The 24349-nt window shown below is 71.4% G+C and carries 22 protein-coding genes and 1 riboswitch; of the genes, 10 read left to right on the top strand and 12 right to left on the bottom strand.

The genetic code is table 11. The features are described from left to right. Positions 1 to 46 precede the first annotated feature (46 nt). On the top strand, positions 47 to 1546 hold the full coding sequence (locus tag IEJ02_RS13190) for a M1 family metallopeptidase (RefSeq protein WP_191065009.1): 1500 nt from the start codon (positions 47 to 49) through the stop codon (positions 1544 to 1546). Between the two features lie 76 nt (positions 1547 to 1622). Here IEJ02_RS13190 and IEJ02_RS13185 read toward each other — a convergent pair whose 3' ends face one another. The 4 genes from IEJ02_RS13185 to IEJ02_RS13170 form a co-directional block, all read right to left on the bottom strand. Further along, on the bottom strand, positions 1623 to 2309 hold the full coding sequence (locus IEJ02_RS13185; protein WP_317985787.1) for a response regulator: 687 nt from the start codon (positions 2307 to 2309) through the stop codon (positions 1623 to 1625). 75 nt (positions 2310 to 2384) lie between these two features. Further along, positions 2385 to 3158 carry an ABC transporter ATP-binding protein gene (locus IEJ02_RS13180; RefSeq protein ID WP_191065090.1) on the bottom strand — a complete coding sequence of 258 codons (774 nt, stop codon included), beginning with the start codon at positions 3156 to 3158 and terminating at the stop codon, positions 2385 to 2387. An 86-nt stretch (positions 3159 to 3244) separates the two neighbouring features. After that, positions 3245 to 4258, bottom strand: a complete 1014-nt coding sequence (locus tag IEJ02_RS13175; protein WP_191065088.1) for a FecCD family ABC transporter permease — start codon at positions 4256 to 4258, stop codon at positions 3245 to 3247. A gap of 26 nt (positions 4259 to 4284) precedes the next feature. After that, positions 4285 to 5325 (bottom strand): ABC transporter substrate-binding protein, encoded by a 1041-nt coding sequence (locus IEJ02_RS13170; RefSeq protein WP_370467031.1) that lies wholly within the window; start codon positions 5323 to 5325, stop codon positions 4285 to 4287. A 60-nt stretch (positions 5326 to 5385) separates the two neighbouring features. Beyond that, a riboswitch (cobalamin riboswitch) is annotated at positions 5386 to 5599 on the bottom strand. A 265-nt stretch (positions 5600 to 5864) separates the two neighbouring features. Here IEJ02_RS13170 and IEJ02_RS13165 point away from each other — a divergent pair. Beyond that, on the top strand, positions 5865 to 6404 hold the full coding sequence (locus IEJ02_RS13165; protein ID WP_275559033.1) for a DUF2165 domain-containing protein: 540 nt from the start codon (positions 5865 to 5867) through the stop codon (positions 6402 to 6404). 66 nt (positions 6405 to 6470) lie between these two features. Here IEJ02_RS13165 and IEJ02_RS49860 read toward each other — a convergent pair whose 3' ends face one another. The 3 genes from IEJ02_RS49860 to IEJ02_RS13150 all read right to left on the bottom strand — a co-directional run bounded on the left by IEJ02_RS49860 (position 6471) and on the right by IEJ02_RS13150 (position 10297). Further along, a complete protein-coding gene (locus tag IEJ02_RS49860; protein WP_191065008.1) occupies positions 6471 to 8339 on the bottom strand; it encodes a serine/threonine-protein kinase in 1869 nt (622 codons plus the stop codon). 282 nt (positions 8340 to 8621) lie between these two features. Continuing rightward, on the bottom strand, positions 8622 to 9404 hold the full coding sequence (locus tag IEJ02_RS13155; protein WP_191065007.1) for a polysaccharide lyase family 7 protein: 783 nt from the start codon (positions 9402 to 9404) through the stop codon (positions 8622 to 8624). A 98-nt stretch (positions 9405 to 9502) separates the two neighbouring features. Continuing rightward, positions 9503 to 10297, bottom strand: coding sequence for an FHA domain-containing protein (locus IEJ02_RS13150; RefSeq protein WP_137976848.1), 795 nt, complete (start codon positions 10295 to 10297; stop codon positions 9503 to 9505). A 477-nt stretch (positions 10298 to 10774) separates the two neighbouring features. On the opposite strand from IEJ02_RS13150, the gene IEJ02_RS13145 reads away from it, so the two are divergent. Then, complete coding sequence (locus tag IEJ02_RS13145) at positions 10775 to 12064, top strand: hydroxyacid-oxoacid transhydrogenase (protein ID WP_191065006.1); 1290 nt, start codon at positions 10775 to 10777, stop codon at positions 12062 to 12064. 9 nt (positions 12065 to 12073) lie between these two features. On the opposite strand, the gene IEJ02_RS13140 is transcribed toward IEJ02_RS13145, so the two are convergent. After that, the gene (locus IEJ02_RS13140) at positions 12074 to 13093 is read right to left on the bottom strand and encodes an LLM class flavin-dependent oxidoreductase (RefSeq protein ID WP_191065005.1); all 1020 of its coding nucleotides are present in this window, start codon (positions 13091 to 13093) and stop codon (positions 12074 to 12076) included. 67 nt (positions 13094 to 13160) lie between these two features. Beyond that, the gene (locus IEJ02_RS13135; protein WP_191065004.1) at positions 13161 to 14297 is read right to left on the bottom strand and encodes an LLM class flavin-dependent oxidoreductase; all 1137 of its coding nucleotides are present in this window, start codon (positions 14295 to 14297) and stop codon (positions 13161 to 13163) included. Positions 14298 to 14768: 471 nt separating this feature from the next. Here IEJ02_RS13135 and IEJ02_RS13130 point away from each other — a divergent pair, with 471 nt between their 5' ends. The 4 genes from IEJ02_RS13130 (at position 14769) to IEJ02_RS13115 (ending at position 17697) form a co-directional block, all read left to right on the top strand. Further along, positions 14769 to 15620, top strand: a complete 852-nt coding sequence (locus IEJ02_RS13130) for an oxidoreductase (protein WP_191065003.1) — start codon at positions 14769 to 14771, stop codon at positions 15618 to 15620. Between the two features lie 114 nt (positions 15621 to 15734). Further along, complete coding sequence (locus tag IEJ02_RS13125) at positions 15735 to 16331, top strand: TetR/AcrR family transcriptional regulator (protein ID WP_191065002.1); 597 nt, start codon at positions 15735 to 15737, stop codon at positions 16329 to 16331. Positions 16332 to 16599: 268 nt separating this feature from the next. Next, on the top strand, positions 16600 to 17421 hold the full coding sequence (locus IEJ02_RS13120; protein WP_191065001.1) for a SigB/SigF/SigG family RNA polymerase sigma factor: 822 nt from the start codon (positions 16600 to 16602) through the stop codon (positions 17419 to 17421). Between the two features lie 45 nt (positions 17422 to 17466). Further along, complete coding sequence (locus tag IEJ02_RS13115; RefSeq protein WP_137976854.1) at positions 17467 to 17697, top strand: DUF5133 domain-containing protein; 231 nt, start codon at positions 17467 to 17469, stop codon at positions 17695 to 17697. 123 nt (positions 17698 to 17820) lie between these two features. Here IEJ02_RS13115 and IEJ02_RS13110 read toward each other — a convergent pair whose 3' ends face one another. Together IEJ02_RS13110 and IEJ02_RS13105 are read right to left on the bottom strand one after the other, a co-directional pair. After that, positions 17821 to 18822: a threonine ammonia-lyase gene (locus tag IEJ02_RS13110; RefSeq protein WP_223863734.1), complete on the bottom strand. Its 1002-nt coding sequence runs from the start codon at positions 18820 to 18822 to the stop codon at positions 17821 to 17823. A 175-nt stretch (positions 18823 to 18997) separates the two neighbouring features. Then, a complete protein-coding gene (locus IEJ02_RS13105) occupies positions 18998 to 19810 on the bottom strand; it encodes an alpha/beta fold hydrolase (RefSeq protein ID WP_191065000.1) in 813 nt (270 codons plus the stop codon). A gap of 147 nt (positions 19811 to 19957) precedes the next feature. Between IEJ02_RS13105 and IEJ02_RS13100 the strand changes: the two genes are divergently transcribed. After that, positions 19958 to 20929, top strand: coding sequence for a GlxA family transcriptional regulator (locus IEJ02_RS13100; protein WP_191064999.1), 972 nt, complete (start codon positions 19958 to 19960; stop codon positions 20927 to 20929). Here IEJ02_RS13100 and IEJ02_RS13095 read toward each other — a convergent pair. After that, complete coding sequence (locus IEJ02_RS13095; protein WP_263407942.1) at positions 20914 to 21597, bottom strand: helix-turn-helix transcriptional regulator; 684 nt, start codon at positions 21595 to 21597, stop codon at positions 20914 to 20916. The two genes, IEJ02_RS13100 and IEJ02_RS13095, sit on opposite strands and share 16 nt — an antisense overlap. 135 nt (positions 21598 to 21732) lie before the next feature. Between IEJ02_RS13095 and IEJ02_RS13090 the strand changes: the two genes are divergently transcribed. Both IEJ02_RS13090 and IEJ02_RS13085 read left to right on the top strand, forming a co-directional pair. Beyond that, a complete protein-coding gene (locus tag IEJ02_RS13090; RefSeq protein WP_191064997.1) occupies positions 21733 to 22617 on the top strand; it encodes an NAD(P)H-binding protein in 885 nt (294 codons plus the stop codon). Between the two features lie 232 nt (positions 22618 to 22849). After that, positions 22850 to 24343, top strand: a complete 1494-nt coding sequence (locus tag IEJ02_RS13085) for an MFS transporter (RefSeq protein WP_223863733.1) — start codon at positions 22850 to 22852, stop codon at positions 24341 to 24343. The last annotated feature ends 6 nt before the right edge of the window (positions 24344 to 24349 follow it).

Genomic DNA, 24349 nt, shown 5'->3' with positions numbered 1-24349 from the left:
TATCCGGGTGATCCACGGCCGCTGCCGCCCGGGCAACCCTGGGCGCATGGCTCGTCACACACGAAACGCGACCCTCACGCCATGGATCGTCACGGCGCTGGCCACCACCCTGACGGGTGTTGCCGGCTGCACCCCCGACGCGGCGTCCGCACACGAGACCCACACCCCCGCGCCCGGAGCCGCCGGAATCGGGGACACGCTGCACCCGGGTCTCGGCAACGGCGGCTATACGGTGCGCCATACCGCCCTGGCGCTGCGCTTCGCCGAGGACCTCACGACATACACGGCGACCACCACGCTGCACGGCCGGGCCACCCGCTCCCTCTCCCGTTTCAACCTCGACCTGACCGGGACCACGGTCCGTTCGGTGACGGTCGACGGCCGCAAGGCGACCTGGACACGCTCCGGTCAGGAGCTGCGGGTGACTCCCCCGGCCCCGGTGCCCAGCGGCCGGGGATTCTCGGTGGAGGTCACCGTGCGCGCACCCGTGGCGGGCCCCGAGGCGGCCGGGAAACTCGGCACCGCGGCGATCGGGATGGTGCGGGCCAAGGGCGTCATCCAGACCATCAACCAGCCCTCGGGCGCACACCGGATCGCGGCGTTCGCCGACCACCCGGCCCAGAAGGCGCCGACCACCATCACCATCGCCGCTCCCACGCGCGTGAACACCATCGCGAACGGCGAACTCACCGCCACGCGGCGCGAGGGGGCGTACACCGTCCGCCGGTTCGAGAGCCGCCAAAAGCTCGCGCCCGAACTCATCCAGATCGGTGTCGGCCCTTTCACGGTGGTCAAGCGGCCGGGCCCGGACGGGATCAAGCTGCGCTACGCCCTGCCCACCGGCCAGGTCAACGACCTCATGCCGCAGATCGACGCGGTCGTGCCCAAGGCGCTGCGCTTCCTCACCCAACGGCTGGGGCCGTTCCCGCTGCGGACGTACGGCATCTACGCCTCACCTCTGGGCGGTGAGCTCGAGACGCAGTCCCTGACCCTGCTCGGCACGGAGGAGCTCACCGAGGAGGGGATGCGGGCCAATGGCTCGGACACGGTCGTCGCGCACGAGATCTCCCATGAGTACTTCGGCAACAGCGTCTCTCCGCGCAGGTGGAGCGACCTGTGGCTCAACGAGGGCCACGCCGTCTACTACCAGAGCCTGTGGGACCAGGCGAAGGGCGGCTCCGATCTGGCCGACGGCATGAAGAGGAGGTACCAGGATTCCGCCGCCCAACTGCGGAAACAGGGGCCGGTCGCCGACCCCCGGCGCGGCGCCTTCACTCCCGAGGACATGGCGCCCTACGGCTGGGGCGCCTATCAGGGCGGCGCTGTGGTGTTGTACGCGCTGCGGCAGAAGGTCGGCGAGGCCACGTTCCGGCGCATCGAGCGCGCCTGGGTGGCGGAGCACCGCGACGGCACGGCGGGGACCGCCGACTTCATCCGCTTGGCGAGCCGCGTCGCCGGCCGCGACCTGGGGCCGTTCCTCCGGTCCTGGCTGTACGCCGAGAAGCTCCCGGCCATGCCCGGACACCCCGACTGGCGCACGTCCTGACGGCTCGCGGGCGCGCCCTACGCCGGGCTCGCGGGCGCGCCGTACGGCGGGCCGACGGTGGCGCCGTACGCCCGGGCTAACGGGTGCGCACCGCTCCGGTGTCCCAGGCCCAGGCCGCGATCTCGACGCGGTTGCGGACGGTGAGCTTGGCCTGGATGTTGCTCAGGTGCGTTTTCACCGTGGACAGCGACAGGTGCAGTTCGGCGCAGATCTCCTGGTTGGTCCGGCCCACCGCCACCAGCCGGGCGATGTCCAGCTCCCGGCCGGTCAGGGGATTCGCCCGGGTGGCGCGGCGGGGGCGGTTGGCCCATTGCCGGAGCAGACGCACGGTGACCGCCGGGGACACCATCGCGCCACCGCGCACGGCCGACCGCACCGCCTCCACCAGGAGTTCGGGCCCGGCGTCCTTGAGCAGGAAGCCACAGGCTCCATTGCGGATCGCGGTGTCCACGTAGTCGTCCTGGTCGAACGTGGTGACCACGACGACCCGCAGCGGATCCACCACTCCGGGCCCGGCGAGCAGCCGGGTCACCTCCAGGCCGTCCAGGTTCGGCATCCGGATGTCGACCAGGCACACCTCGGGGCGGAGCCGCCGCGCCAGCTCCACGCACTCGGAGCCATCGGCGGCCTCGCCCGCCACCTCGATTCCGGGCTGGGAGGCGAGGATCAGCCGGAACCCGGTGCGCACCATCGCCTGGTCATCCGCGATCAACACACGGATGGGGGTGTCCGCGGGAGGCCGTGCGTCCGCCGCATCGCTCACGTGGTGGTTCCTTCGCTCGTGCGACCGGTTGGCAGGATACCGCCCACCGTCTCACGGCCTCGGCGACCGGGGTGCTCAGGGCTTCGGGGCCCGGCGCAGGAAGCGGATGACCGGGTGGCCCGGACCGTGGGTGACTTCGGCCTGGACGTCGTAGACCCGCTTGATCAAGGACGGGGTCAGCACGTCGCCGGGGGTGCCTTCGGCCACCACGTGTCCCTCGCGGAGGACGAGCAGCCGGTCGCAGTACATCGCGGCGAGGTTGAGGTCGTGGAGGGCGATCACGGTGGCGATCGGCAGGCTGACGACGAGGTCGAGCAGGTCGAGTTGGTGCTGGATGTCGAGGTGGTTGGTCGGCTCGTCGAGCAGCAGCTCGCGCGGTTCCTGGGCGAGGGCCCGGGCGATCTGGGTGCGCTGGCGTTCGCCACCGGAGAGGGTGTGCCACGACTGACCGGCCCGGCCGGTCAGTCCGCTGCGCTCCAGGGCCGCGTCGACGGCCCGGGTGTCCGCGGCGGAGGCCGATGCCCAGGCGCGCCGGTGCGGGATACGGCCGAGGGCCACCACCTCGCGGACGGTCAGTTCGGTCTGGGTGTGGGCGTGCTGTTCGACGGTGGCGATACGGCGGGCCGTGGCGCGGCGGCCGACCCGTGGCAGGGCACGGCCGTCCAGGGTGACGATCCCGGCGGAGGGGGCGAGGATCCCGGCGAGCAGCCGCAACAGGGTTGATTTCCCGGAGCCGTTGGGGCCGAGCAGACCCACCGTCTCACCGGGGCGCAGGGTGAGGGTGATGCCGTCGACGATCAGCCGGCCGTCGGTGCGGCGGCTGACGCGGTCCGCGCGGAGCCCGGGCACCGCCTCCGCGGTGGCGGGGGACTCCGTCCCGGGGGTTTCCGCGGTGGCGGGGGGCTCCGTACCCGGGGTTTCCGCGGTGGAGTCGGTCATGTCCTCCTCCGGTCGCGGTAGAGCACGGCCACGAAGGCCGGTACGCCGATGAGGGACGTCACCACGCCCACCGGGACCTCCTGCGGGTCGATGACGGTGCGGGCGGCGGTGTCCACCCACACCAGGAAGATGGCCCCGGCCAGTGCGGTGACCGGCAGCAGACGGGCGTGGCCGGGGCCGGTGAGGGCGCGGGTGGCGTGCGGGAGGACCAGGCCGACGAAGCCGATGGCCCCGGCGGAGCTGACCAGGGTCGCGGTGAGCAGCGCGGTCGCGCACAGCAGGACGAGACGGGTACGGGCCACCCGGACGCCGAGCGCCGCCGCGGCCTCCTCCCCGAAGGCGAACGCGTCCAGGGTGCGGGCGTAGCCGAGACAGACCACGAGGACGGCGGCCAGGACGGCGGTGCACAGCAGCACATCGCCCCACCCGGCGCCGGTGAGCGAGCCGAGGAGCCAGAACAGCACGGCCCGGGTGGTGTCGGCGTCCGCGGAGGTGAGGACGATGAACGAGGTCAGCGCGGAGAACAGCTGCATGGCGGCCACTCCGGACAGCACCACGCGGTCGGTGCTGCCGCCGAGGCTGTGGCTGAGCACCAGGACCAGGCCGAACGACAGCAGCGCGCCGGTGAACGCGCCCGCCGACAGGGACACGGCCCCGCCGCCCACGCCGAGCACGACCACGGTGACGGCGCCCGTGGAGGCGCCCGAGGACACCCCGAGCACGAACGGGTCGGCCAGGGGATTGCGCAGCAGGGACTGCATCACGGCCCCGCAGAGGGCAAGACCCGCCCCGCACACGGCGGCGAGCAGTGTGCGCGGCATGCGCAGGTTCCACACGATGCCGTCCCGGAGCGGCGGCAAGGTGCTCTCCCCCAGGCCGAGATGGGCGGTGACCGCCGCCCATACGTCGGCCGTGGAGATGTCGGCCGGGCCGATGGTCACGGCGACGGCGACCGACGCGAGCAGCGCGGCCAGCCCTCCCGCGACCAGCAGCAGGAGACGGGTGCTCAGGTGGCGGGCGCTCAGGTGGCGGGTGCTCACTTGGCGAGCCCCGCGTCGCGCAGCCCGGCGGCGACCTGTTCCACCCCTTCGACCGTGCGGATGGACGGGTTCATGGCCTGCCCGCTCAGCAGGATGTACCGCTTCTTCTTCACCGCGGTGAGATTGCGGGTGGCGGCGTTGGTCTCGAGGAAACGCATCTTGGCCCTGGCGGTCTCCGCGGTCTGCTGCTTGCGCGTGAGATCGCCGAGGACGATGACGTCCGGGTCGCGGTCGGCCACGGTCTCCCAGTTGATCTGCGGCCACTCGTCGTGGGTGTCGGAGAAGGCGTTCTTCGCCCCGACGGCCCGGGTGATGGCGCCCGGCGCGCCACAGCAGCCGGCGAGATACGGCGACTGGGAGTTGGCGAACCAGTACATGAGGGAGACACCGGAGGCGTCCAGTCCCTCCGTGGCCTTGCGCACGCGCTCCTTCAGCCGTGCGACGAGCTTCTCGCCGCGCTCGTCGACACCGAACGCGTGGGCCAGGTCGCGTATTTCGCCGTAGACGACATCAAGTGTGAGGGGCTTGGCGCGGGAGCCGTCGCCACCGCTGTCGGTGTCCCTGCCCGCCGCGCAGTCGGACGGCGAGACATAGGTGTCCACGCCCAGCTTCTCGAACTGCTCGCGGGTGGCCACGCCGCCCTTGCCGAGGGTGGAGACGAACGAGGCGGTGACGAAGTCGGGTTCGACGTCCAGGGACTTCTCGAAGGACGGCGCGTTGTCCGCCAGGCGCTCCACCGTGGCGTTGGCCTTCTCCAGGCCCTTCATCACCGGGTCGGTCCAGGTGGCGGTGGCCGCCATGCGGTCGGCGAGGCCGAGCGAGAGCAGGATCTCCGTGGTGCCCTGGTTGAGCGAGAGGGCCCGTTTCGGGGCGGACGTCAAGGTGACCTTGTGACCACAGTTGTCGATCGTGCGCGGATAGCCCGGACCGGCGGGCCTTCCGGCGTCCGCGCCGTCATGGCCGGAGCCGCCGCACGCGGTGAGCAGAAGGGCGGGGGCGAGCAGGAACGCCGCGGTACGGCGGGCGGAGCGGAGCACGGGCAGCCTCGGTGGTCGGGGCTCGTACGCGGAGCCTGGCCTACGGACGTCCTCCGCGCACCGGGCGCGGAGGTGCCAGCAGGTCTTCGGACTCGGGCTCGTCCGGACGGGGCCCCTTCCCGGTGCTCGTCCGCGACGGCCCCACGGCCGTCACGAACTCCTCCCAGTGGTGTCACATGCCCCGCCCGTCCCCCTCACCGCTGCGCGTCAGTTCCGGATTCGCACCGGATTCCCTGGCCTCGGATGTGGCACGACTGGCTCCCCGAGACTACCAAGAGCGTCGAACGGCCACGTCTCGAGGTCGGTCCGGCCGCCGACGGGCCCGACCAGTCGCGCATCGGTGGCCGCCGGCTTCCGCAGGGTGATGACGTTCAGCCGGTACACCATGTTCATCAACGAGCCCTCGGACGAGATGGCCCGCCCCCTGTGACACGGCCGCGTGTGACCTGCGTCTCCCCGCCACCGGGCCCACTGAGCCAAACAGTTGTACGCTACGGCTCGGTCCGATCGACGGAATACAACGGGGAGACAGAGTCATCGTGAGCGAGCGAGCCGGCAGAATACGATCCCTTCGTACCTACTCCGCCGTCTCGGCGGTGCTCACCGGGACGATCGCGCTGTACATCGCGCTGGTCGCCTTCGGCAACATCACCGACTTCGACACCAATCAGCAATTCGTCCGCCATGTCCTGGCGATGGACACCACGTTCAAGGACGACGACCTGATGTGGCGGGCCATCACGTCCACCGCACTCCAGGACACCGCCTACGTGGCCATCATCGTCTGGGAGAGCATCGCCGCCCTCGTCCTCCTCGCCGGGACGGCCATGTGGGGCGCGGGACTGCGCGGAGGCAGCGTCCGCCGCGCCCGTCAGGCCAGCACCGTGGGGCTGTTGATGCTGATGCTGCTGTTCGGCGCCGGGTTCATCGCCATCGGCGGCGAGTGGTTCGCCATGTGGCAGTCCAAGACGTGGAACGGGCTGGAGGCCGCCACGCGCGTCTTCCTGATCTCCGGGATCGTACTGCTGCTCATTCATCTGCTCGCGGCCGAGCGGACCGAGCCCGACTCCACGGACTGACGGGGACGCCGGGCGCACGGGCGGGTGCGCGGCGGCGGCCTTGGCGGGCGTTGGCACCACGGCGCCTCAGGCGGGTGGCAACGCGGCAGCGGCCGATCCGGCGAGATCGGTGGCCAGTTCGCAGGGCCGCCCCTTGGGGCCCGCCCCCTTGAGGACGAGGGCCACCCGCTCGGTGCCCTGCACCCGGTCCAGGCCGGTGTACTCACGGTGGACCACCTCGACGCGGCAGCTCCCCGGGCCCTCGTCCTCCGGCAGCACGATGGCCTGGTGATCGCTGAGCTTGGTGGACCGGGCGCCCTTGTCGCTCGGCAGTTTGCCCTGGTCGAATCGCAGGTCCACCTCCAACTCGTTAGTGGTGCTCTTCCACTGACAGTCCCAGCGGCCGAATCCGACGTCCGGGTCCCGGGCGTCGATACCGGGCACCTTCTCCAGTGTCTTGACGTCAAGAAGCGTGCACGCGTCCTGGTGAGCCAGCGAGTTGGACGGGAAGCTCGGGGAACGCCGGGGGATCTCACCGCGGTTGAGCACGTCGACCGCGAATCGCGTGGCGATATCGGCGGTGTCGCACAACGGCTGCTTGATCTCGGCAGGCCGTCTCGCGACCGCGGTGATCCGTAGGCTGTTGTCGTGAGCGCCGGTCACCGCCATGGCTCGCACGCACTCGTCGCCCTCGGCGGCGCGCTCCACGACGGTGACCCTGCCCCTGGTCTTCCTCTTCACGGCCTCCGGCAGCGCATCGGCGTCGAGCTCCACCCTGACGCCCACGACCTCCTCGTCACGCTCCTTCAGGTTGACGTCGCAGCGGTTGAAGTTGCCCTCATCACGCTTCAGTTCGGCCACTTCGTACCGATGGAACACGGTGGGCTTCAGCAGGGCGCAGGGGTCGGCCGTGCGGGGGTCGCCGATGAAGCCCGCGGCGGCCGGTTTGCCCGGTGCCGGGGTGGCCTTGTCCCCGGATCCGTCCCCCAGGCTCATCACGGTGAACGGAACGGCGATGGCCAGCGCCGTGACGGCGGCGGCGCAGGCCAGGAGCAATGGACGGCGCCCGACCAGCGTCGCCGTGCGGCGCGTGAGTCCTCCCGCCGGGATCTGGCCGCGCGTCAGGACGTCCGTGTAGGGCGTGGTCGCCGGGGCCGTCGGGAGGGTCGGGAACTGGTCCGGGGGTCCCGCGATGTCCGTGAGGGCGGCGAGCGCCTCGGCGGCGGTGGGCCGGGCCCCGGGGTCGCGCTGGAGCATCGCGGTGAGGAGGCCCCCGAGCGGTCCGACCTGGGGGCTGATGGCCTCCAGCCGGACCACCCGCCCGGCGCCGCGCAGCGGCGGGGTCCCCGTCACCAGCCAGTGCATGGTGGCGCCGAGGGAGAACACGTCGGACGCGCGCTCGGGCGCTCCCCGGAACGCCTCGGGGGCGGCGAAGAAGGGAGTGAGGCTGACCGGCCCGTTGGGCGTGATCGTCTCACTGCCGTCCACCCGGTACGCGGCGCCGAAGTCGGTCAGCTTGGCGACCCGGTCGGGTGTGATCACGATATTGCCGGGCTTGACGTCGCAGTGCACGATGCCCTTGTCGTGCAGGGCCGCCAGCGCGGCCGCGATCTGTGCGCCGATGTGCGCCGCGAGTTCGGGGGCCATCTTGACCGGGACGTCCAGGCTGCCGCCGGTCACATGCTCCATCACCAGCCAGAACGTGGCGTTCCTGCCCTTGCCCGCGCGGACGGCGTCGTAGAGGGTCACCACGTTCGGGTGGCTGAACTTCGCCAGAGCGCGGGCTTCGGCCAGCAACTCGTCGAAGTCGGCCTGGCCGCTGTCCTCGAGCAGGGCCCGCTTGAGGACGACGGACCGACCCAGCTCCGTGTCGACGGCGAACCAGACCGCGCCCCTCCCTCCCTCAACGGGCCCCTTGGTGAGCCGGTACTTGCCGACCTTCTCCCCCCGCCGCACGACGACACTCCCCTCCCGCGAGACCAGAACCGCTGCTGTCTGCCGTTACCGCACGCGGGTCGAACTTACTGCGTACGCGGAAAGACACGTACCGTTTGCGGCCCTCGTGAGGGCGGTACGGGGTTCGGCCCGGGCCAGAGGCGCATCGGACCTGGCCGATTGAGAGGGGAATTCACCCACCACTCCAGAAATCTTCACCTTTGTGGAGGTTGCGGTGTTGCGGAAGCACATGCGACGGGGGCAGGCGCCACGGTCACATGCCCCGGCACCGCCCCCTTCCGGCTAGGAGTGGGTGACCTTGAGGCTGGATATGCGGACTTCGCCGTAGTTGTCGTCGTCGCAGGGGTCCGAGTTGCCGCAGTTGGCCTGCGTGTACGCCCCCGCCTTGAAGTAGTTGGTGTCGCCGTCGGAGGAGATCGTGGTCTCACGCTCCCCGTTGTAATAGGCGTCGATCTTCCCGTTCCGCGCCACGAACTTGGCCTCGAACTCGGTGCCCAGCTCGTAGTCGTCGGTGACGAGGTGGTGGTGGGCGTCGTCGCCGTCGGTGATGTAGAGCTTGCTGCCTTCGAGGCGGAAGACCGTGACATCGTCGTCCCCGCCGTGGATCTGGGCGCCGACCAGGTGCGGCTTCTCCTTGGGGAGCGCGGTGAACGCCTCCTTGACCACGAGGGTGTGGGTGCCCTCGGTGGTCGACCAGCCGGCCTCCTGCTCCCCGTCGTCGGTCATCTCCCGCAGCTCGGCGCGCGGGTAGTTGGAGCCACCCGTCGTCACACCGTTGACGGAGGACCGGAACTGGACCGCGTCGCAGTCCCCGGTGACCTGGAACCAGGGCTCGGCGGAGAAGGTGGCGAGATCGGGCTGGGTGACCTCGGTCGGGTCCTCGTCCTCGCCGGTGGGCAGGGTCAGCTTCCAGTTGGTCAGGTCGAGGACATCGGCGGGGTACTCGCACTGGGCGGCCGGGGTGCGGTGGCGGGCGGGGACGTCGGCCTGCGCCGGGAGCGCGAGGGCGGCCGTCGAGGCCGTCACGGTGATGCCCGCGAGGACGGCGGTGCGCATGCACCTCATGGGGTGCTCCTTCCTGTTCGGTTGACGACAGGCATGGTTCGCCGCCGTTACCGGGACGGGTCCCGGAAACGGCGGCGGCCGGCGCGGAGCGGCCCGGGCTACGCCTCGGGCGCGGGATCGGGCCAGAGGGCGTCGTCCTCGATGAGGTCCAGATCGGGCGGTACCAGCGTGGTGGACTCCACCAGCCCCTTGAGCAGGTTGTGCAGCAGACCGTTGTCGGCGGGGCGGCCCTGGGACTTGTCGTGCATCACCGGGTATCTGAAGCCGGTGCCGTGCAGACGGCGGCGTACGGCCTCGACCCGGTACTCGATCTTGCGCTCGTTCCAGCCCGCGCCCGGGCGGAGGTAGGTGAGCTGCTTGGCCGCCGTGGCGTACGTCAGGGGGCGCGGATCCTCCTCGTACAGCAGATACCGCTGGCCGAGGACGACCAGCAGCAGCCGCTCGTCGTCGTCGAGCGGCCAGATCTCCGGCCGAAGCGTCTCGGCGCGCCGCCGCGACACCGGCCCCTGGTCGTCATGGCCCGCCACATACAGCTCGACCAGGTGCTCACGGTAGCCGGAGCCCTTGACGAAGAGCGGGGTGTAGCCGGTGTCGAGCGGGATCGGCTCGGTGCTGAGGTGCATCATCGTGCCGCGCGGCAGCCGGACGAGCTGCCGCCCGGTGTTCCGCAGCCACCACTGCCCCTGGCGATACGTCAGCTCGCCGTGCCGCCGGCTCACCCGGAGGTCGTCCACGCCGACGCCCAGGTCCACGTCCGGCTTCTCGCCCCGCCCGAAGCGGACCGTCAGCCCCGGCCGGGGCGGGGCGCTCAGGTCGCCGGTCACGGTGCGGGCGTGCAGCATCCCGGGCGTGCTGGGCGCGACTCCGCGCGCGAGGCTGGCGGAGAGGGGCATCGGCGGTCTCCTCGGTTCGGGCGATTCTCGACACGCGCGCGGACACGCACACCACCAGGATCCGCGCCCTCCTCCGGGACCCGTCCCGAAACAGCCCACGCGAGGGGAGCATGCCCCGTGGCCGGGGCTCATAGGCTGCCGCAAGCATTTTGACGGGTTCGTGCGTGGCGGCGCGGGAGCCTGCTCGAAGAAGCCGGTCAGTGGCGGTGGAGCGGGCCCCTGCCGACGCCGCCGCGCCGGGCGATCTCGCGGACGTCGACGGCGCAACCCTGCTCGGCGAAGACCGCACCGGCCGGCCTCGGTGATCGCGGCGGGCATCGACGTCGTCCCGTCCCATTCCCGCACGGCGCCGAGCAGCCGCGCTCGATGCGGCTCGCCCCCGATGGCTTCTACGCTTGATCGTCCGGACCCGGCCGGTGCTCCGAGCCCGGCTCGCCGCGCCACCGGGACCTTCTCCGATCCCCAGGAGGGACGCGTATGAGCAGCACCGTTCCGGCCCGATCCGAGTCCGTGTTCACCTACGGCGCCCCGGCGCTGAAGTTCGGGCCGGGAGCATCCGACGAGATCGGTTTCGACCTCTCCCAGCACGGGGTCCACCGGGTCCTCGTGATCACGGACGCCGGGGTGGCCGCCACCGGCGCGCCACACCGCATCGCCGAACGGATGACCGCGTTCGGCATCGAGGCCCATGTCTTCGACGGCGTGCATGTGGAGCCCACCGACGTCAGCCTGCGGGAGGCGGTCGACCACGCGCGGGCGTCGGGCCCGTGGGACGCCTTCGTCGCGGTGGGTGGCGGCTCCAGCATCGACACCGCCAAGGCCGTCAACCTGCTCAGCACCAACCCCGGCACGCTGATGGACTACATCAACGCGCCCGTGGGCAGGGCGCTGGCACCCGAGAAGCCGCTCAAACCGCTGGTCGCGGTACCCACCACCACCGGAACCGGCTCGGAGTCCACCACCATCTGCGTGCTCGACGTGCTGGAGCTCAAGGTGAAGACCGGCATCAGCCACGCCCGGCTGCGGCCCACGCTCGCGGTCATCGACCCGGACCTGACCTTCACCCTGCCCGCCGGGGTGACCGCCGCCAGCGGCATGGACATCCTGTGCCACGCGCTGGAGAGCTACACGGCCCGCCCGTACGACACCTACCCGCGCAAACGCCCCGAGCAGCGGGTGCCGTACTGCGGCGCCAATCCCCTCTCCGACGCGTGGTCGGAGAGGGCGCTGCAGCTGCTCGCGCGGTCCTTCCGTACCGCGGTCCGCGACGGGGGCGACCCCGAGGCGCGCTCCGACATGGCTCTGGCGGCCACCTTCGCCGGACTCGGCTTCGGCAACGCGGGCGTGCACATCCCGCACGCCAACGCGTACCCGATCGCCGGGCGGGTGAAGGACTTCCACCCCGCCGGCTACCCCGCGCACGAGCCGATGGTGCCGCACGGGATGGCCGTCTCGCTCACCGCGCCCGAGGCGTTCCGCTTCACCTTCAGCGCCGGGCCCGAGCGGCATCTGCGGGCCGCGGAACTCCTCGCCCCGGACATGGCACGCCCCGCCGACCCGGCCGAGCACCTGCCCACCGCGATCCAGCGGTTGATGCGCGACATCGGCATGCCCGACGGCATCGGCGGTGTCGGTTACGACAAGGGCGACATCCCCGCACTGGTGGAAGGCGCCATGAAGCAGCAGCGGCTGCTGGCCACCGCCCCGCGCGAGGTCACCGAGGACGACCTCGCCGGGATCTTCGACCGCTCGCTGTCGCTCTGGTGATCCCGTCGTTCACGGGGCCGGCCGCCAGCCCAGTGCCGGGGCGAGCCTGGTGGCGATGTCGGTGAGGATCTGCACGTAGTCCTCGTGGTCGAAGGTGAAGGGCAGCGCGAACGCCACCTCCTCGACCTCCCGGAACGCGGCGTGGGAGGTCAGCCGTTCGGCGATGTCCTCCGAGGTGCCGACGAGGTCGGGCGCGAACATCATGCGTGCGGGCCCCTGGGGCGTGGCGGTACGCGGCAGCCGCTGCTGGGCGTACCGCTCGTACTTCGCGCGCTGCTCCGGTGAGGCGGTGTCGGTGGGGATGACGACGAGCCCCTGGGAGACCCGGGCCCGGTCGCCGTCGGGGTGGTGGGCGCGGAAGGTCCGGATGTGCGAGAGCTGGATCTCGGCGAAGTCCTCGGACTCCTCCGCCTTCACCACACTGCTGGTGAGCAGGTTCATTCCGTGTTCACCGGCCCACTGGGCCGACCGCAGGCTGCCGCCGCCGTACCACATGCGGCGGCCGAGCCCCGGGGCGTGCGGCTGGACGCGGTCGGAGAACACCTCGAAGCCCTCGACACCGCTGAAGTCGGTGACCGGTTCGCCGCGTACGCAGTCCAGCAGCCGTCGCACACGCTCGTGGCTGAAGTCCTCGGCGTCGGCGGTGTCCGGGTGGAGCGCGCCCTTGACCTGGTCGTAGTGGTGCGGCGGACCGGCGCTGACCCCCGGGTTGAGACGGCCCCCGGACAGGATGTCGACCGTCGCCAGGTCCTCGGCCAGCCGCAGCGGGTTCTCCCATCCCATGGGGATGACGGCCGTGCCCAGTTCGATGCGGCTGGTGCGCTGCGAAACCGCCGCGAGGACGGCCATGGGAGAGGAGATGCCGTATTGCAGATGGCGGTGGCGCACCCAGGCGCTGTCGAAACCCAGCCGTTCGCCCAGTTCGATGATCTCGAGTGTCGACTCATGGCCCCGGCGGGGGTCGGCCTCGTCGAACAGCCCAATGGTCAAGAATCCCAGCTTGCGCAGGGGTTTCGAGGTCAGCGGCACAGGATTCCTCCAGCGTCCGCGGCGTACTCCGCCGCACACCATTGCCGTTCCATTGTCGCGGAGCGTTTCACCCGGACAGGGCGGGCGCCGCGGTGGCGGCGCGGTGGGCGAGTTCCTGGCGTACGAGGGGGATCAGATGGCGGCCGTAGTCGATGGCGTCGTCGAGCGGGTCGTAGCCACGGATGAGGAGGGTGGTGGCGCCGATGTCCACATAGTCCAGCAGCGCCTGGGCGACCGTCTCGGGGGTGCCGACGAGGGCGGTGGTGTTGCCGCCCGCGCCGGTCGCGGTGGCGGTGGGGGTCCACAGCGCCCGGTCGTGGCGGTCGGCCTTGGCGGCGGCCGCGAGGAGCCGCTGGGATCCGGCGTTCTGGGGTGCGCGCTCGCCGTTCTGCTGGTGGAAGAACGGGCGTCCGGTCCCGGTCCTGATGGTGTCCAGGATGCGGTGGGCCCGTTCCCAGGCCAGTTCCTCGGTGGCGGCCAGGATCGGGCGGAAGGACACGCTGATCCCGGGCGCCTCGGCACGTCCGGCGGCTGCCGCGGCGGCGCGTACGGAGGCGATCTGCTCGGCGGTCTCCGCGAGCGGTTCGCCCCACAGCGCGAAGGTGTCGGCGTGCTTGCCGCCCACCCGGTAGGCGGCCTCGGAGGAGCCGCCGAAGTACAGCGGGATGCCGGTGGCCCGGTGCGGCAGGACCTGGGCGGAGTAGTCCTCGAACCGGTAGTGGCGGCCCTCGTGGCTGAACGGCTCGGCGGAGGACCAGGCACGCCGCAGGATGCCCAGGTACTCGTCGGTGCGGCCGTAGCGCTCCTCCTTGCCCAGGTAGTCGCCGTCCTTGCGCTGCTCCGCGTCGTTGCCACCGGTGATGGTGTGCACGGCCACGCGCCCGCCGGTGAACTGGTCGAGGGTGGCGAAGCTGCGCGCGGCGAGGGTGGGGGCGACGAAACCGGGGCGGTGGGCGATGAGCAGGCCGATCCGCTCGGTACGGGCCGCCACGTGCGCGGCCACCTGGGTTCCGTCGGGCCGGCGGGAGCTGTAGCCGATGAGGATCCGGTCGAAGCCCGCGTCCTCGTGGGCGCGGGCGAAGCGGGTGGTGTACTCCGGGTCGATGGCCGGACCGGTGGCGGGCCGGGTCTCGGAGACCTCCTGGGTCTCGATCATGCCGATGAACTCGACCGACGACGCGGGCGACGGGGCGGATGCGGGCATGGCTCAATTGCCTTTCGGGGCGGGCGAGTTGGGCGCGGCAGGGGCGGCGGAGGCCGCGCCGCGCACACGAACACCGCACATGCGCGTACGGAACGCACGGTGGTGAGGGAGAGGAATTCCGGGCCGGGCCGGTGGCAGGAGGCGGTCGGCTACGGGTGCCGGGCCTCCGGAGGGGGTGCGACCGTCCGGTCAGGTCAGCGACAGAGGGCGCTGGAGGTGCGCAGATAGTCCACGTAGCGGCAGAGCACGCCCGGATGCGTCGAATGCATACCCCTATGGTCGTGACCACGGGAGCCGCTGTCAATGGACACCTTTTGGTGTCTCAAGCCACGGTCGCCGCCTGAGACACCGGGAGTGACGGCAGCCGATCTACGTCACGACGAAAAAAATCGACGTGGTGTAGATTTGTGAAGGAGAGAGACGGGAGCCTATGCGCGGCGCGGCTGCCGCGGCCAAGGGATGTGAGCGGAAATGAAGACCTTCCTGATCACCGGCGTGAGCAGTGGGCTCGGCCGGGCGTTCGCCGAGGGGGCGCTCGATGCGGGGCACACGGTGGTCGGCACCGTGCGCCGGGAAGCCGACCGGGAGGTGTTCGAGGCCCTGGCACCGGGACGGGCCCATGCGCGTCGGCTGGATGTCACCGATGACATGGCCGTACGCGCCGTGGTCGACGAGGTCGAGGCGGCCGTCGGCCCGCTCGACGTGGCCATCGCCAACGCCGGGTACGGCCTGGAGGGGATCTTCGAGGAGACACCGCTGTCGGCGGTCCGGGCGCAGTTCGAGACCAATGTGTTCGGAGCCGCGGCGACCTTGCAGGCCGTCCTCCCCCATATGCGCAAGCGCCGCGCGGGCCATCTGATGGCGGTGACCTCCATGGGCGGTCTGATGGCGGTGCCGGGGATGTCGGCCTACTGCGGCAGCAAGTTCGCACTGGAGGGCATGCTCGAGAGCATCCGTAAGGAGGTCACCGCGTTCGGCATCCATGTCACGGCCATCGAGCCCGGCTCGTTCCGTACGGACTGGGCCGGCCGGTCGATGACCCGCGCGGAGCGCACGATCGCCGACTACGACGCGTTGTTCACGCCGATCCGCGAGGCACGGATGGCGGCCAGCGGCAAACAGCTCGGCGACCCGCGGAAGGCCGCCGAGGCGCTGCTGCACATCCTCGACGTCCCCGAGCCCCCCGCCCACCTGGTGCTGGGGTCGGACGCGCTGCGCCTGGTCGCGGCGGCCCGGCAGGCGGTGGACGACGACATCCGCGGCTGGGAGAAGCTGTCCCGGACGACGGACTTCCCCGACGGGGCGCAGATCGCCAGCGCGTGAACCCGCCGCCGGACGGGGACAAGAGCCGCCGGACGGGGCAAAGGCCCAGGCGTGGCCCTTGCCCCCGTCCACCGGAAGTACAGTGCTCGCAAGAGTCGATCAGGGGAGATCACCGTGGGAAGGCGCAGTGCCGCCCCGAGAAAGGGAGACCTGCGCGAGCAGGCCCTCCTGGACGCCGCCGAAGCGCTGCTCGAGCACACCGGCCTCGAGGAGCTCACGGTCGAGGCGATCGCCAAAGGCGCCGGGATCTCCCGCGGCTCCCTCTACTTCTACTTCGGCAACAAGCAGGAAGTCCTCGCCGCCCTCGTCGAGCGCACCCTGCGCACCATCCGGGCCGAGGCCGACAGCACGGCGCAGGACGCGACGTCCCCACCCGTCGAGGTGATGGAGCGGGCCGTCCACGGCGTGGAGCGGGTCTGGCGCGAGCACGGCACGGTCATGCGGGCGGCGGTGGACTACTCCGCGCTGCACCCGGTGATCGGAACCGCCTGGAACGACACGGTCGATGCCTTCGCCCGGACCATGACCCAGGTGCTGACGCGGGCGGGGATCCCCGACGAGAGCGGCCCCGAGGGAGCCGCCGCCCTGGCCCACGCACTGTGCTGGCTGACGGAACGGACCTTCTACCGCGCCGCCTGCTCCCCCGAGAAGGACTACCCCGCCGCGACCGCGACCACCGTCGCCATCTGGCGTCGCGTCATGGGCACTTGACGCGACCGTAAACCCGGCGTGGCCGACGTCACTCCGCGCCCGGTCGCCGTGACCAGCGGCAGTTCCGAGAGAAGCGAACACGAACCAGAATTCATGAATTCATCGGTTTGGGGTCCGTGGCCCTGGCTAGAAGAGTGAGTGACCAACGTGCTTCGGAAGGCAGGCACACCTGGCGGGAGGCGCGCGCCGCGCGCTGTGAACCCCAGACGTGCCATGCCGTCCTCCCGCTTGCTCGACTAACGAACCAAGCAGGGAGAAAGAGGACTTGATGAGCGCCACGTGTGCAGGCGCCCGCCGCCGCCACGACGACACTCCTGACACCGCGGCCGACTTCGCTCGGCTGGCCGCCCTGCCCAAGGGACCCGAGCGGGACGCCCTGGCCGAGAAGCTGGTCGAGGCATGGCTGCCGATGGCCCACCGCCTCGCCCGCCGCTACCGCAACCGCGGGGAGAACCTGGAGGACCTGGAGCAGGTCGCCGCCCTCGGCCTGGTCAAGGCCGTCGACCGTTACGACCCCCAACGCGGAGGCGCCTTTCAGCCCTACGCCATCCCCACGATCGTCGGGGAGCTCAAGCGGTACTTCCGCGACTGTGCCTGGGACCTCCACGTCCCCCGGCGGGTGCAGGAGCTGCGCAACAGGGTCCGCGCCACCGTTCAGGACCTCGCCGCGGCCGAGGGCACCGACCGCTCCCCCACCGTGTCCCAGGTCGCCCGGGCCGCCGGCATGAGCGAAGAGGACGTCCTCACCGGGATGGAAGCCATCGACAGCTTCCGCTCCCTGTCCCTGGACGCCGAACTCGCCGGCGCGGACGACGGCTACTCCCTGGCCGACACCCTCGGCCGCTCCGAGACCCGCTACGACACCGTCATCGCCCGGGAAGCGGTCAAGCCCTGCCTGAACCGGCTCCCGGAGCGGGAGCAGCACATCCTGTATCTGCGGTTCTTCCGCGATATGACCCAGGCCGGCATCGCCGAGGAGCTGGGCATCTCCCAGATGCACGTCTCCCGCCTCATCTCCCGCAGCTGCGCCCGGATCCGCGACCAGGTGGAGACCGAGCCCCGGCCCGACCGGATCCCGGCCCCCGCGTAGCAACGCCCCGCCCCCGCCCCCGCCCCGGAGAAGAAGGAGCCTGCCATGCTCATGGCCCACCCCGCCGTTCTGACCGACCTCATCCAGCAGTACGAGACCCTTCGCATGCTGCACGCCGAGAACGGCAGCCCCGAGGCGCGGCAGCGGCTCGCCGACGTCTCGTACACGCTGTGCGTCGTCACCGGCACCCGGGACATCGACGCCGCCCTGATCGCCGCCCGCCACCAGCTCCCCGGCGCCCACCCCGAGGACGACTCCCTCGTCCCCAGCGCCTGAGGCAGGGCGCCCCCGCGCCCCGGACGTCGACGGCTCTCGACGGCCCTCGACGTCCGGGGCAGGCGGCACGCGCGTCCGTCATCCGGCGCGTCGTCGGCGTAGCGCTCCTCGGCTGGGGCGGTTTCAGTCCGCCAGGGCCCTGCGGAAGACCGCCGGATCGACGTTGCCGCCCGAGGCCACGAGCGCCACGACCTTGCCCCGGACGTCCACCTTCCCGGACAGCAGGGCCGCCAGGGAGGCGGCGGCGCCCGGCTCGAGCACGATCTTGAGGAGGCGGTGGGCCGTGTCCATGGCGGCCAGCGCCTCCTCGTCGGTGGCGGTCAGGCCGGTCACGTCGTAGTGGCGCAGGACGGCCAGGGGGCGCGCACCGGCCGCCGGGCCGGAGAGGGCGTCCATGAGGCCGTCCGGCGGGTGGGGGTTGGCGCACACGCGGCCGGTGGCGAGGGACCTGGCCATCTTGTCGAAGCCCGCCGGTTCGACGATGTGGTTCGCCAGGCCGGGGAACGCGTCGTCGAGCGCGGTGATCACACCGGAGGCGAGCCCGCCGCCACTGCAGTTCACCAGGACCGTGTCCGGTGCCAGGCCCAGCTCGCGCGCCTGCTCGGCGATCTCCAGGCCGACGGTGCCCTGCCCGGCCATGACGCGGGGGTCGTCGAAGGGCGGGATCAGCGTCATCCCGCGCTCCTCGAGGATCTTCCGCGCGACCTCTTCCCGGTCCTCGGTCCCCGGGTCGTACAGGACCGTCTCGGCGCCCCACCAGCGGCAGTTGTCGACCTTGATGCGGGGGGCGGTGCGCGGCATGACGATGACCGCTGGACACCCGGCGAGCCGCGCCGCGGCGGCCACGCCCTGCCCGTGGTTACCGGCGGAGTAGGCCACGATCCCGGCACGGCGGGCGTCCTCGTCCAGGGCGAGCAGCGCGTTGAGCGCCCCGCGCACCTTGAACGAGCCGGTCAGCTGGAGGCATTCGGCCTTGACCAGGACGCGGGCGCCCACGAGGTCGTCCAGCATCGGGGAGTTGAGCAGCGGCGTCCTGACCACATGGCCGGCCAGGCGCCGCGCGGCCTCGTGGATCGCGTCGATGCCGAAGCCGGGCACGGCGCCGCCGTCGTGGATGTCGGACAAGGGTGGGTGTCCTCTCGATAAAGGGTCCTTGCCCCGTGGATAACCGAGCGGCACCGCCCCGGTCAACGTGGCGCGTCGCCCGTGGCGCGGCGCGTGGGGGACCTGGCGACCGGGGCGGGGCCGCGGCCTTTCGGTACCGGGCGGCCTCTGGAGCCGGACGACCGGTAGCGGCCCTCTAGAGACGGGCGATGAACGCGCTGATGTGGGAGGCGACCTGGTCGGGCACTTCCAGGGGCGACAGGTGGCCGGTGCCGCCGAGCTCGGTGAGGGTGGCCGTGGGGATCAGCGGAAGCAGGTGGTCGCGCAGGACGTGCGGCGGGTCCACCTTGTCCTCGCTTCCGGCCAGCACCAGTACGGGAACGTCGATCGCACCGACCCGGTCCGCGAAGTCCTCGACCAGCGCCTCGCGCGGCCACGCCATACGGGCCGCCTCGCCCGCCCGGGAGCTGTCCTCGTGCACCTGGCGGCGCGCCTCGGCGGACAGCTCGGCGCTGGTGAGGACGAGATCGATGCTGCGGTCGATGGCCTCGTCGTTGTCGTAGGCATGCGCCAGCGCCTCCTGGAACTCCCGCGTCACACCGACCGGAGCCGGCGGAGCGGGTGCGACGAGCACCACGCCCTTCAGTCCGGCAGAGCGGCGGGAGGCCAGCACCTGGGCCACCTTTCCACCCATCGAGTGGCCCACCACCACGCATGTGCCATGGCCCAGTTGCTCGATGACGCGCTCGGCGTCGTCGGCGAGCTGCTCGATGCCGTAGGGGCCGGGCACCTCGGTGGACTCGCCCCAGCCGCGGTGGTCGTACGAGACGAACGCCTGCGTGGGGCTGAGGCGCTCGATGACCGGCCGCCAGGTGCGGTGGGAGCCGCCCCAGTAGTGGAGGAAGACCAGGGCCGGTCCGTCACCCTCGCGAACGTGGCCGTAGACCCGGCCGCCCTTGACGTCGAAGTAGCGGCCGATGGGGGTTTTCGTGGTGTTCACGCTGCTCATGGCTCGATCGTCGGCCAGCCCTTCTCGATCGACCACACGCTCGTGTGCCACCCTTCGCAACTTTCGGGACACGGTCACCGGTGGTCGCCCCAGGTCTCCGCCCGGCTGTCCGTCTGGCGGGAAAGTTACGGCCGTAACATAAGAGCCATGGCCCCTCATCGCGTCGCGGTCCTGGTGCTGCCCCGGGTCCTCCCCATCGACCTCGGCATCCCGACGCAGATCTTCAACGCACGGCCCAACACGCCGTACGAACTCACGGTGTGTGGCGGAGCCCGTGGCAGCGTCATGACCAGCACCGGGTTCACGGTCGGGGACACCGCCGGGCTGCCCGCCCTGGCGCAGGCGGACACGATCATCGTGCCCGGCTACTGGGAGTATCAGCGGCCACCGGCGCCCGAGGTGGCGGCGGCCCTGAAGCTCGCCTTCAGCCGAGGCGCCCGTATCGCCTCCATCTGCACCGGCGCCTTCGCACTCGCCGCGGCCGGGCTGCTCGACGGCCGTACGGTGACCACGCACTGGGCCAGCGCCGACGAGCTCGAAACGCTCTACCCCCGGGTCCGGGTGGACCGCGGTGTCCTCTACATCGACGACGATCCGCTGCTGACCTCCGCGGGTGTGACCGCGGGCATCGACCTGTGTCTCCACATCGTCCGCAAGGACCTCGGCGCCGCCGTCGCCAACGACATCGCCCGCGAACTGGTGGCCGCGCCGCACCGCGATGGCGGCCAGGCCCAGTACATCGCCCGGTCCCTGCCCGAGCCCACCGCGCACACCCTCGCCGACACCCGCGACTGGGCCCTGAGCCATCTCGACGAACCCCTCACGCTGGAGGCCCTCGCCCGCCACGCCCGCGTCTCCACCCGCACCCTGGTCCGCATGTGGCGCCAGGAGACCGGCATCACCCCGCGCCAGTGGCTGCTCACCGCCCGCGTCAACCACGCCCGCGAACTCCTGGAAGTCACCGACCTCGGCATCGAGCGGATCGCCGCCCAGAGCGGCCTCGGTACCAGCACCAACCTCCGTGCCCGCTTCCGCGACACCCTCGGCACCACGCCCTCCGCCTACCGGCGGACCTTCCAGCGGGGCTCAGAGGTCCCGGAACGTCACGCCACGCCGTGAGTGGCCCGGCCGAAGTCGGTGGTCAGCCAGTGTTCGATGGACTCATCGGGGAACGCGTGCGGCCGGTAGGTGCCCGGCACGCGGGAGATGTCGGTGATCCGGTCGAGGCGGAAGGTGCGCCAGTCGTCCCGGTCGACGTCGAACGCCACCAGGTACCAGTGTCCGGCGCGCAGGAAGTGGCGGTACGGCTCGACCAGGCGGATGGAGGGGCGGCCGTGCTGATCGGTGTAGTGGAAGCGGAGTCTGCCGTCCTCGGCCACCGCGTCGGCGATCACACCGACGGTCGCCGCCGAGACCACGGCGCCGGGCTGCTGCAGCACCTCGGTGGCCAGGTCGGTGGCGGCCGCGCGGCGGCGCAGCGGCCGGGGCAGCACCTGGTCCAGCTTGAGCAGCGCGCTCGAGGCGACCGCCTCCTCGGGGAGGAAGGCGCGGATCAGATGCAGCCCGGCCACCAGCGCGGTGATCTCGTCGGCGGTGAACAGCAGCGGCGGAATCCTGGTCCCGGGGCTCAGCCGGTAGGCGCTGCCCGGTCCCGGGCGGGCCTCGACGGCGTACCCGAGACGGCGCAGCCGCTGGGCGTCGCGGCGCACGGTGCGGACGCTCGTGCCGAGGCGTTCGGCCAGCTCGGTGGCCGTCCACTCGCCGCCTGACTGCAGCAGCGTCAGCATGGTCAAGGTCCTGATCGTCGGATCGCGCTCCATTCCCCCAGCCTTCCAGGAGAGGAGGACAGCTTCCGGCCGCCTCGGTTCCTAAGGTGCCACCGAGCCACCGAGCCACCGAGCCATCGATGAAAGGGAGCAACCATGCGGATCGCCGTCACCACGCCGACCGGAAACGTCGGCCGCCACGTCGTCGCCACGCTCGTCCGCGCCGGGGTCCGGCCGCGCGTCCTGCTGCGCGACCCCGGGCGGCTGGCGCCCGGCCTCCGGGACGAGGTGGACGCGGTGCCGGTCGACCAGTACGACGCCGACGCGGTGGTGGCCGCCACCCGCGATATCGACGCCCTGTTCTGGGTGAACCCGACCAGCGGCCACGGGGATCCCCTCGCCGAATACGCGCGCGCCACCAGCAGCGTGGTGCGCGCCGTCACCGAGAACGGGATCGGCCGCGTCGTGTTCCAAAGCAGCGTCGGCGCCGAGAAGCGCCACGGTGCCGGTGATATCGACGGCCTGGTGGAGACCGAGATCGCGCTGGACGGCACCGGCGTCGACGTCACCCATCTGCGCTGCGGCTACTTCTTCAGCAATCTCGCATTCGAGCTCGAAGCCCTGCGCGCCGGCACCCTCCAGGTGATCCTGCCGCTCGACCTGCCCATGGCCTGGGTGGCGCCGCGCGACATCGCCGAGGTCGCCGCCACCCGTCTGCTGTCCCCCGCCTGGTCCGGACGGTGCGTCCAGGCCGTTCACGGGCCCGCCGACCTCACCTGGCGACAGGTCGGCGACATCCTCACCGCCGCCACCGGCCGGCGGATCGGCGTCGAGCGGATCACCGACGACGCCATGCGCGCGCGACTCCGCCGGGCGGGTATGGCCGAGAGCCTGGTCGAGGCCGTGATCGGCATGTCGACCGGGCTACGCGAGGACTTCGTGCCCGAGCAGCGCCGCACCCTCCGGACCACCACCCCGACCACCCTCGCCGCCTGGGCCTACGACCATCTGCGACACCGGATCGCCGACGAGGTGGGGTAAGCGCTTCGCGTGTCGTCCTCGCGGGCAGCCGCTTTCTGGGAGTTTCTGGGAATCACCGGCCGGTCGGCTGCCGCGGCCTGCCGGTTTCCCCGGAGCCGGACTCCCGGTTCTCATGCGGCACCCAGACTCGTACAGGGCTGTCCCAGAACAGCGGATCACGGTGATGCGACGCGCCACGACGACGTCGGGGCGACCGCAACCAGGTCCAGAGGGACAGGAGGAAGAGCGCTTCATGCCCAACGGCAGCATTGGCAGCGCCAGCACGAGCACCGGCACCAGCACCGGCATCAGCAAAAGCACCGGCACCGGACCGCTCAGCAGCGAACACCACACGAGGTGGAACAGACGGCTCATCGGCCAGGTGGCCATCCTGATTCTGGTGAACACCATGGTGGACACCGTCGTCACCGCACCGCTCCTCGTCCTTCCCGAGATGCTCGACCACTTCGGCACCGATCAGTCGGCGTGGATCGACGCCAGCTCGCTGCTGGCGGGAGCGATGTGGGCGCCGCTGCTCGGGAAGAGCGCCGATATCCACGGCAAGCGCAGAGTGCTGGTGGCGACGTTGCTCACCGCCTTGGCGGGCGCCCTGGTGTGTCTCGTCGCCCCGAACCTCTGGGTGTTCATCTTCGGGCGCCTGCTCCAGGGAGCGGCCGTGGGAGCCGTGTTCCTCACGGTCGCCCTCATCCGTGACATGTGCGCACCGGACGTGGCGATGGTCGTCACGGGCGTCGTGACCTCCGGCTCCGCGCTCCTCAGCATCGTGATGCCCGCCCTCTTCGAGTTGACGGCCGCGGAGTTCGGCTGGCGGAGTGTGTTCGTGGCATCGGCGATCTTCGCGGCCATCGCGGCGGTGCTGGTGCACCGGCTCGTTCCCCAGTCCACGATCAGGACACCGGGCAAGGTCGACATCGCGGGGGCCGTACTCCTCGGTGGCGGGCTGGCGGCGGTGCTCAGCTATGTCAGCCTCGGGTCGGAGTTCGGCTGGTTCGCCGTGGGCCCGCTCGCGCTCCTCATCGGCGGCGGCGCGGCACTGGCCCGGTGGTTCCTGGTGGCGAGCCGGATTCCCGAGCCCGTGATCGACATCAGGAACCTCGGCAGGCCGCTGGTGCTCACGCTCCTCGTGGTCGTCTTCGGAACCGGCGCTTACCAGAGCATGCTCACGCTCTTCGGCCTGATCGCCAAGGTCTCGGCGGATCAGGACCTCGGGTACGGACTCGCCGCCCCGGGAGCGCTGGGCCTGCTGTACGGCATACCGGCGATCGGCATCGTGCTCGGCGGCACCCTGGCCGGGGTGCTCAGCACCCGCGTCGGCCCGGCCGTGGCACTGGCGGGCGGAGTGGCGATCGGGGCGGTGGGAACCATCGGGATGTTCTTCGGGGACTCCGTGCTCCCTCTCGCGGTCATCTGCTCCTTCCTGCTGAGCCTCACCGCGGGAACGCTCGTGACCTCCGGCTTCAACATGGCGGCGACGCTCGCGCCCCCGGAACGACAGGGCGTGGTGTCCAGCATGGTCATGGTGATGGTGGCGACCGGGGCGGTGATCCTCAAGTTCATGGGTTCGGCCGTCCTCAAGTCCACCCATACGGTTGTCGACGGGGAGACGGTGAACTCGGCGCTGGGCGTGCACAGTTACATCGCCATGGCCACCGGCGCGTTCCTCGCCGCCGCCGTGGTCGTCGTCATCCTCCTGCGGACCCACCGCCGCACAGGCGGGGGACACTAGGGGGCG

Origin of the sequence: Streptomyces sp. 5-10 (assembly GCF_014712245.1) — a bacterium.
GTDB lineage: Bacteria > Actinomycetota > Actinomycetes > Streptomycetales > Streptomycetaceae > Streptomyces > Streptomyces violaceusniger.
The sequence above is the reverse complement of the archived record's forward strand: the minus strand, read 5'-3'. Positions and strand labels throughout refer to the sequence as shown.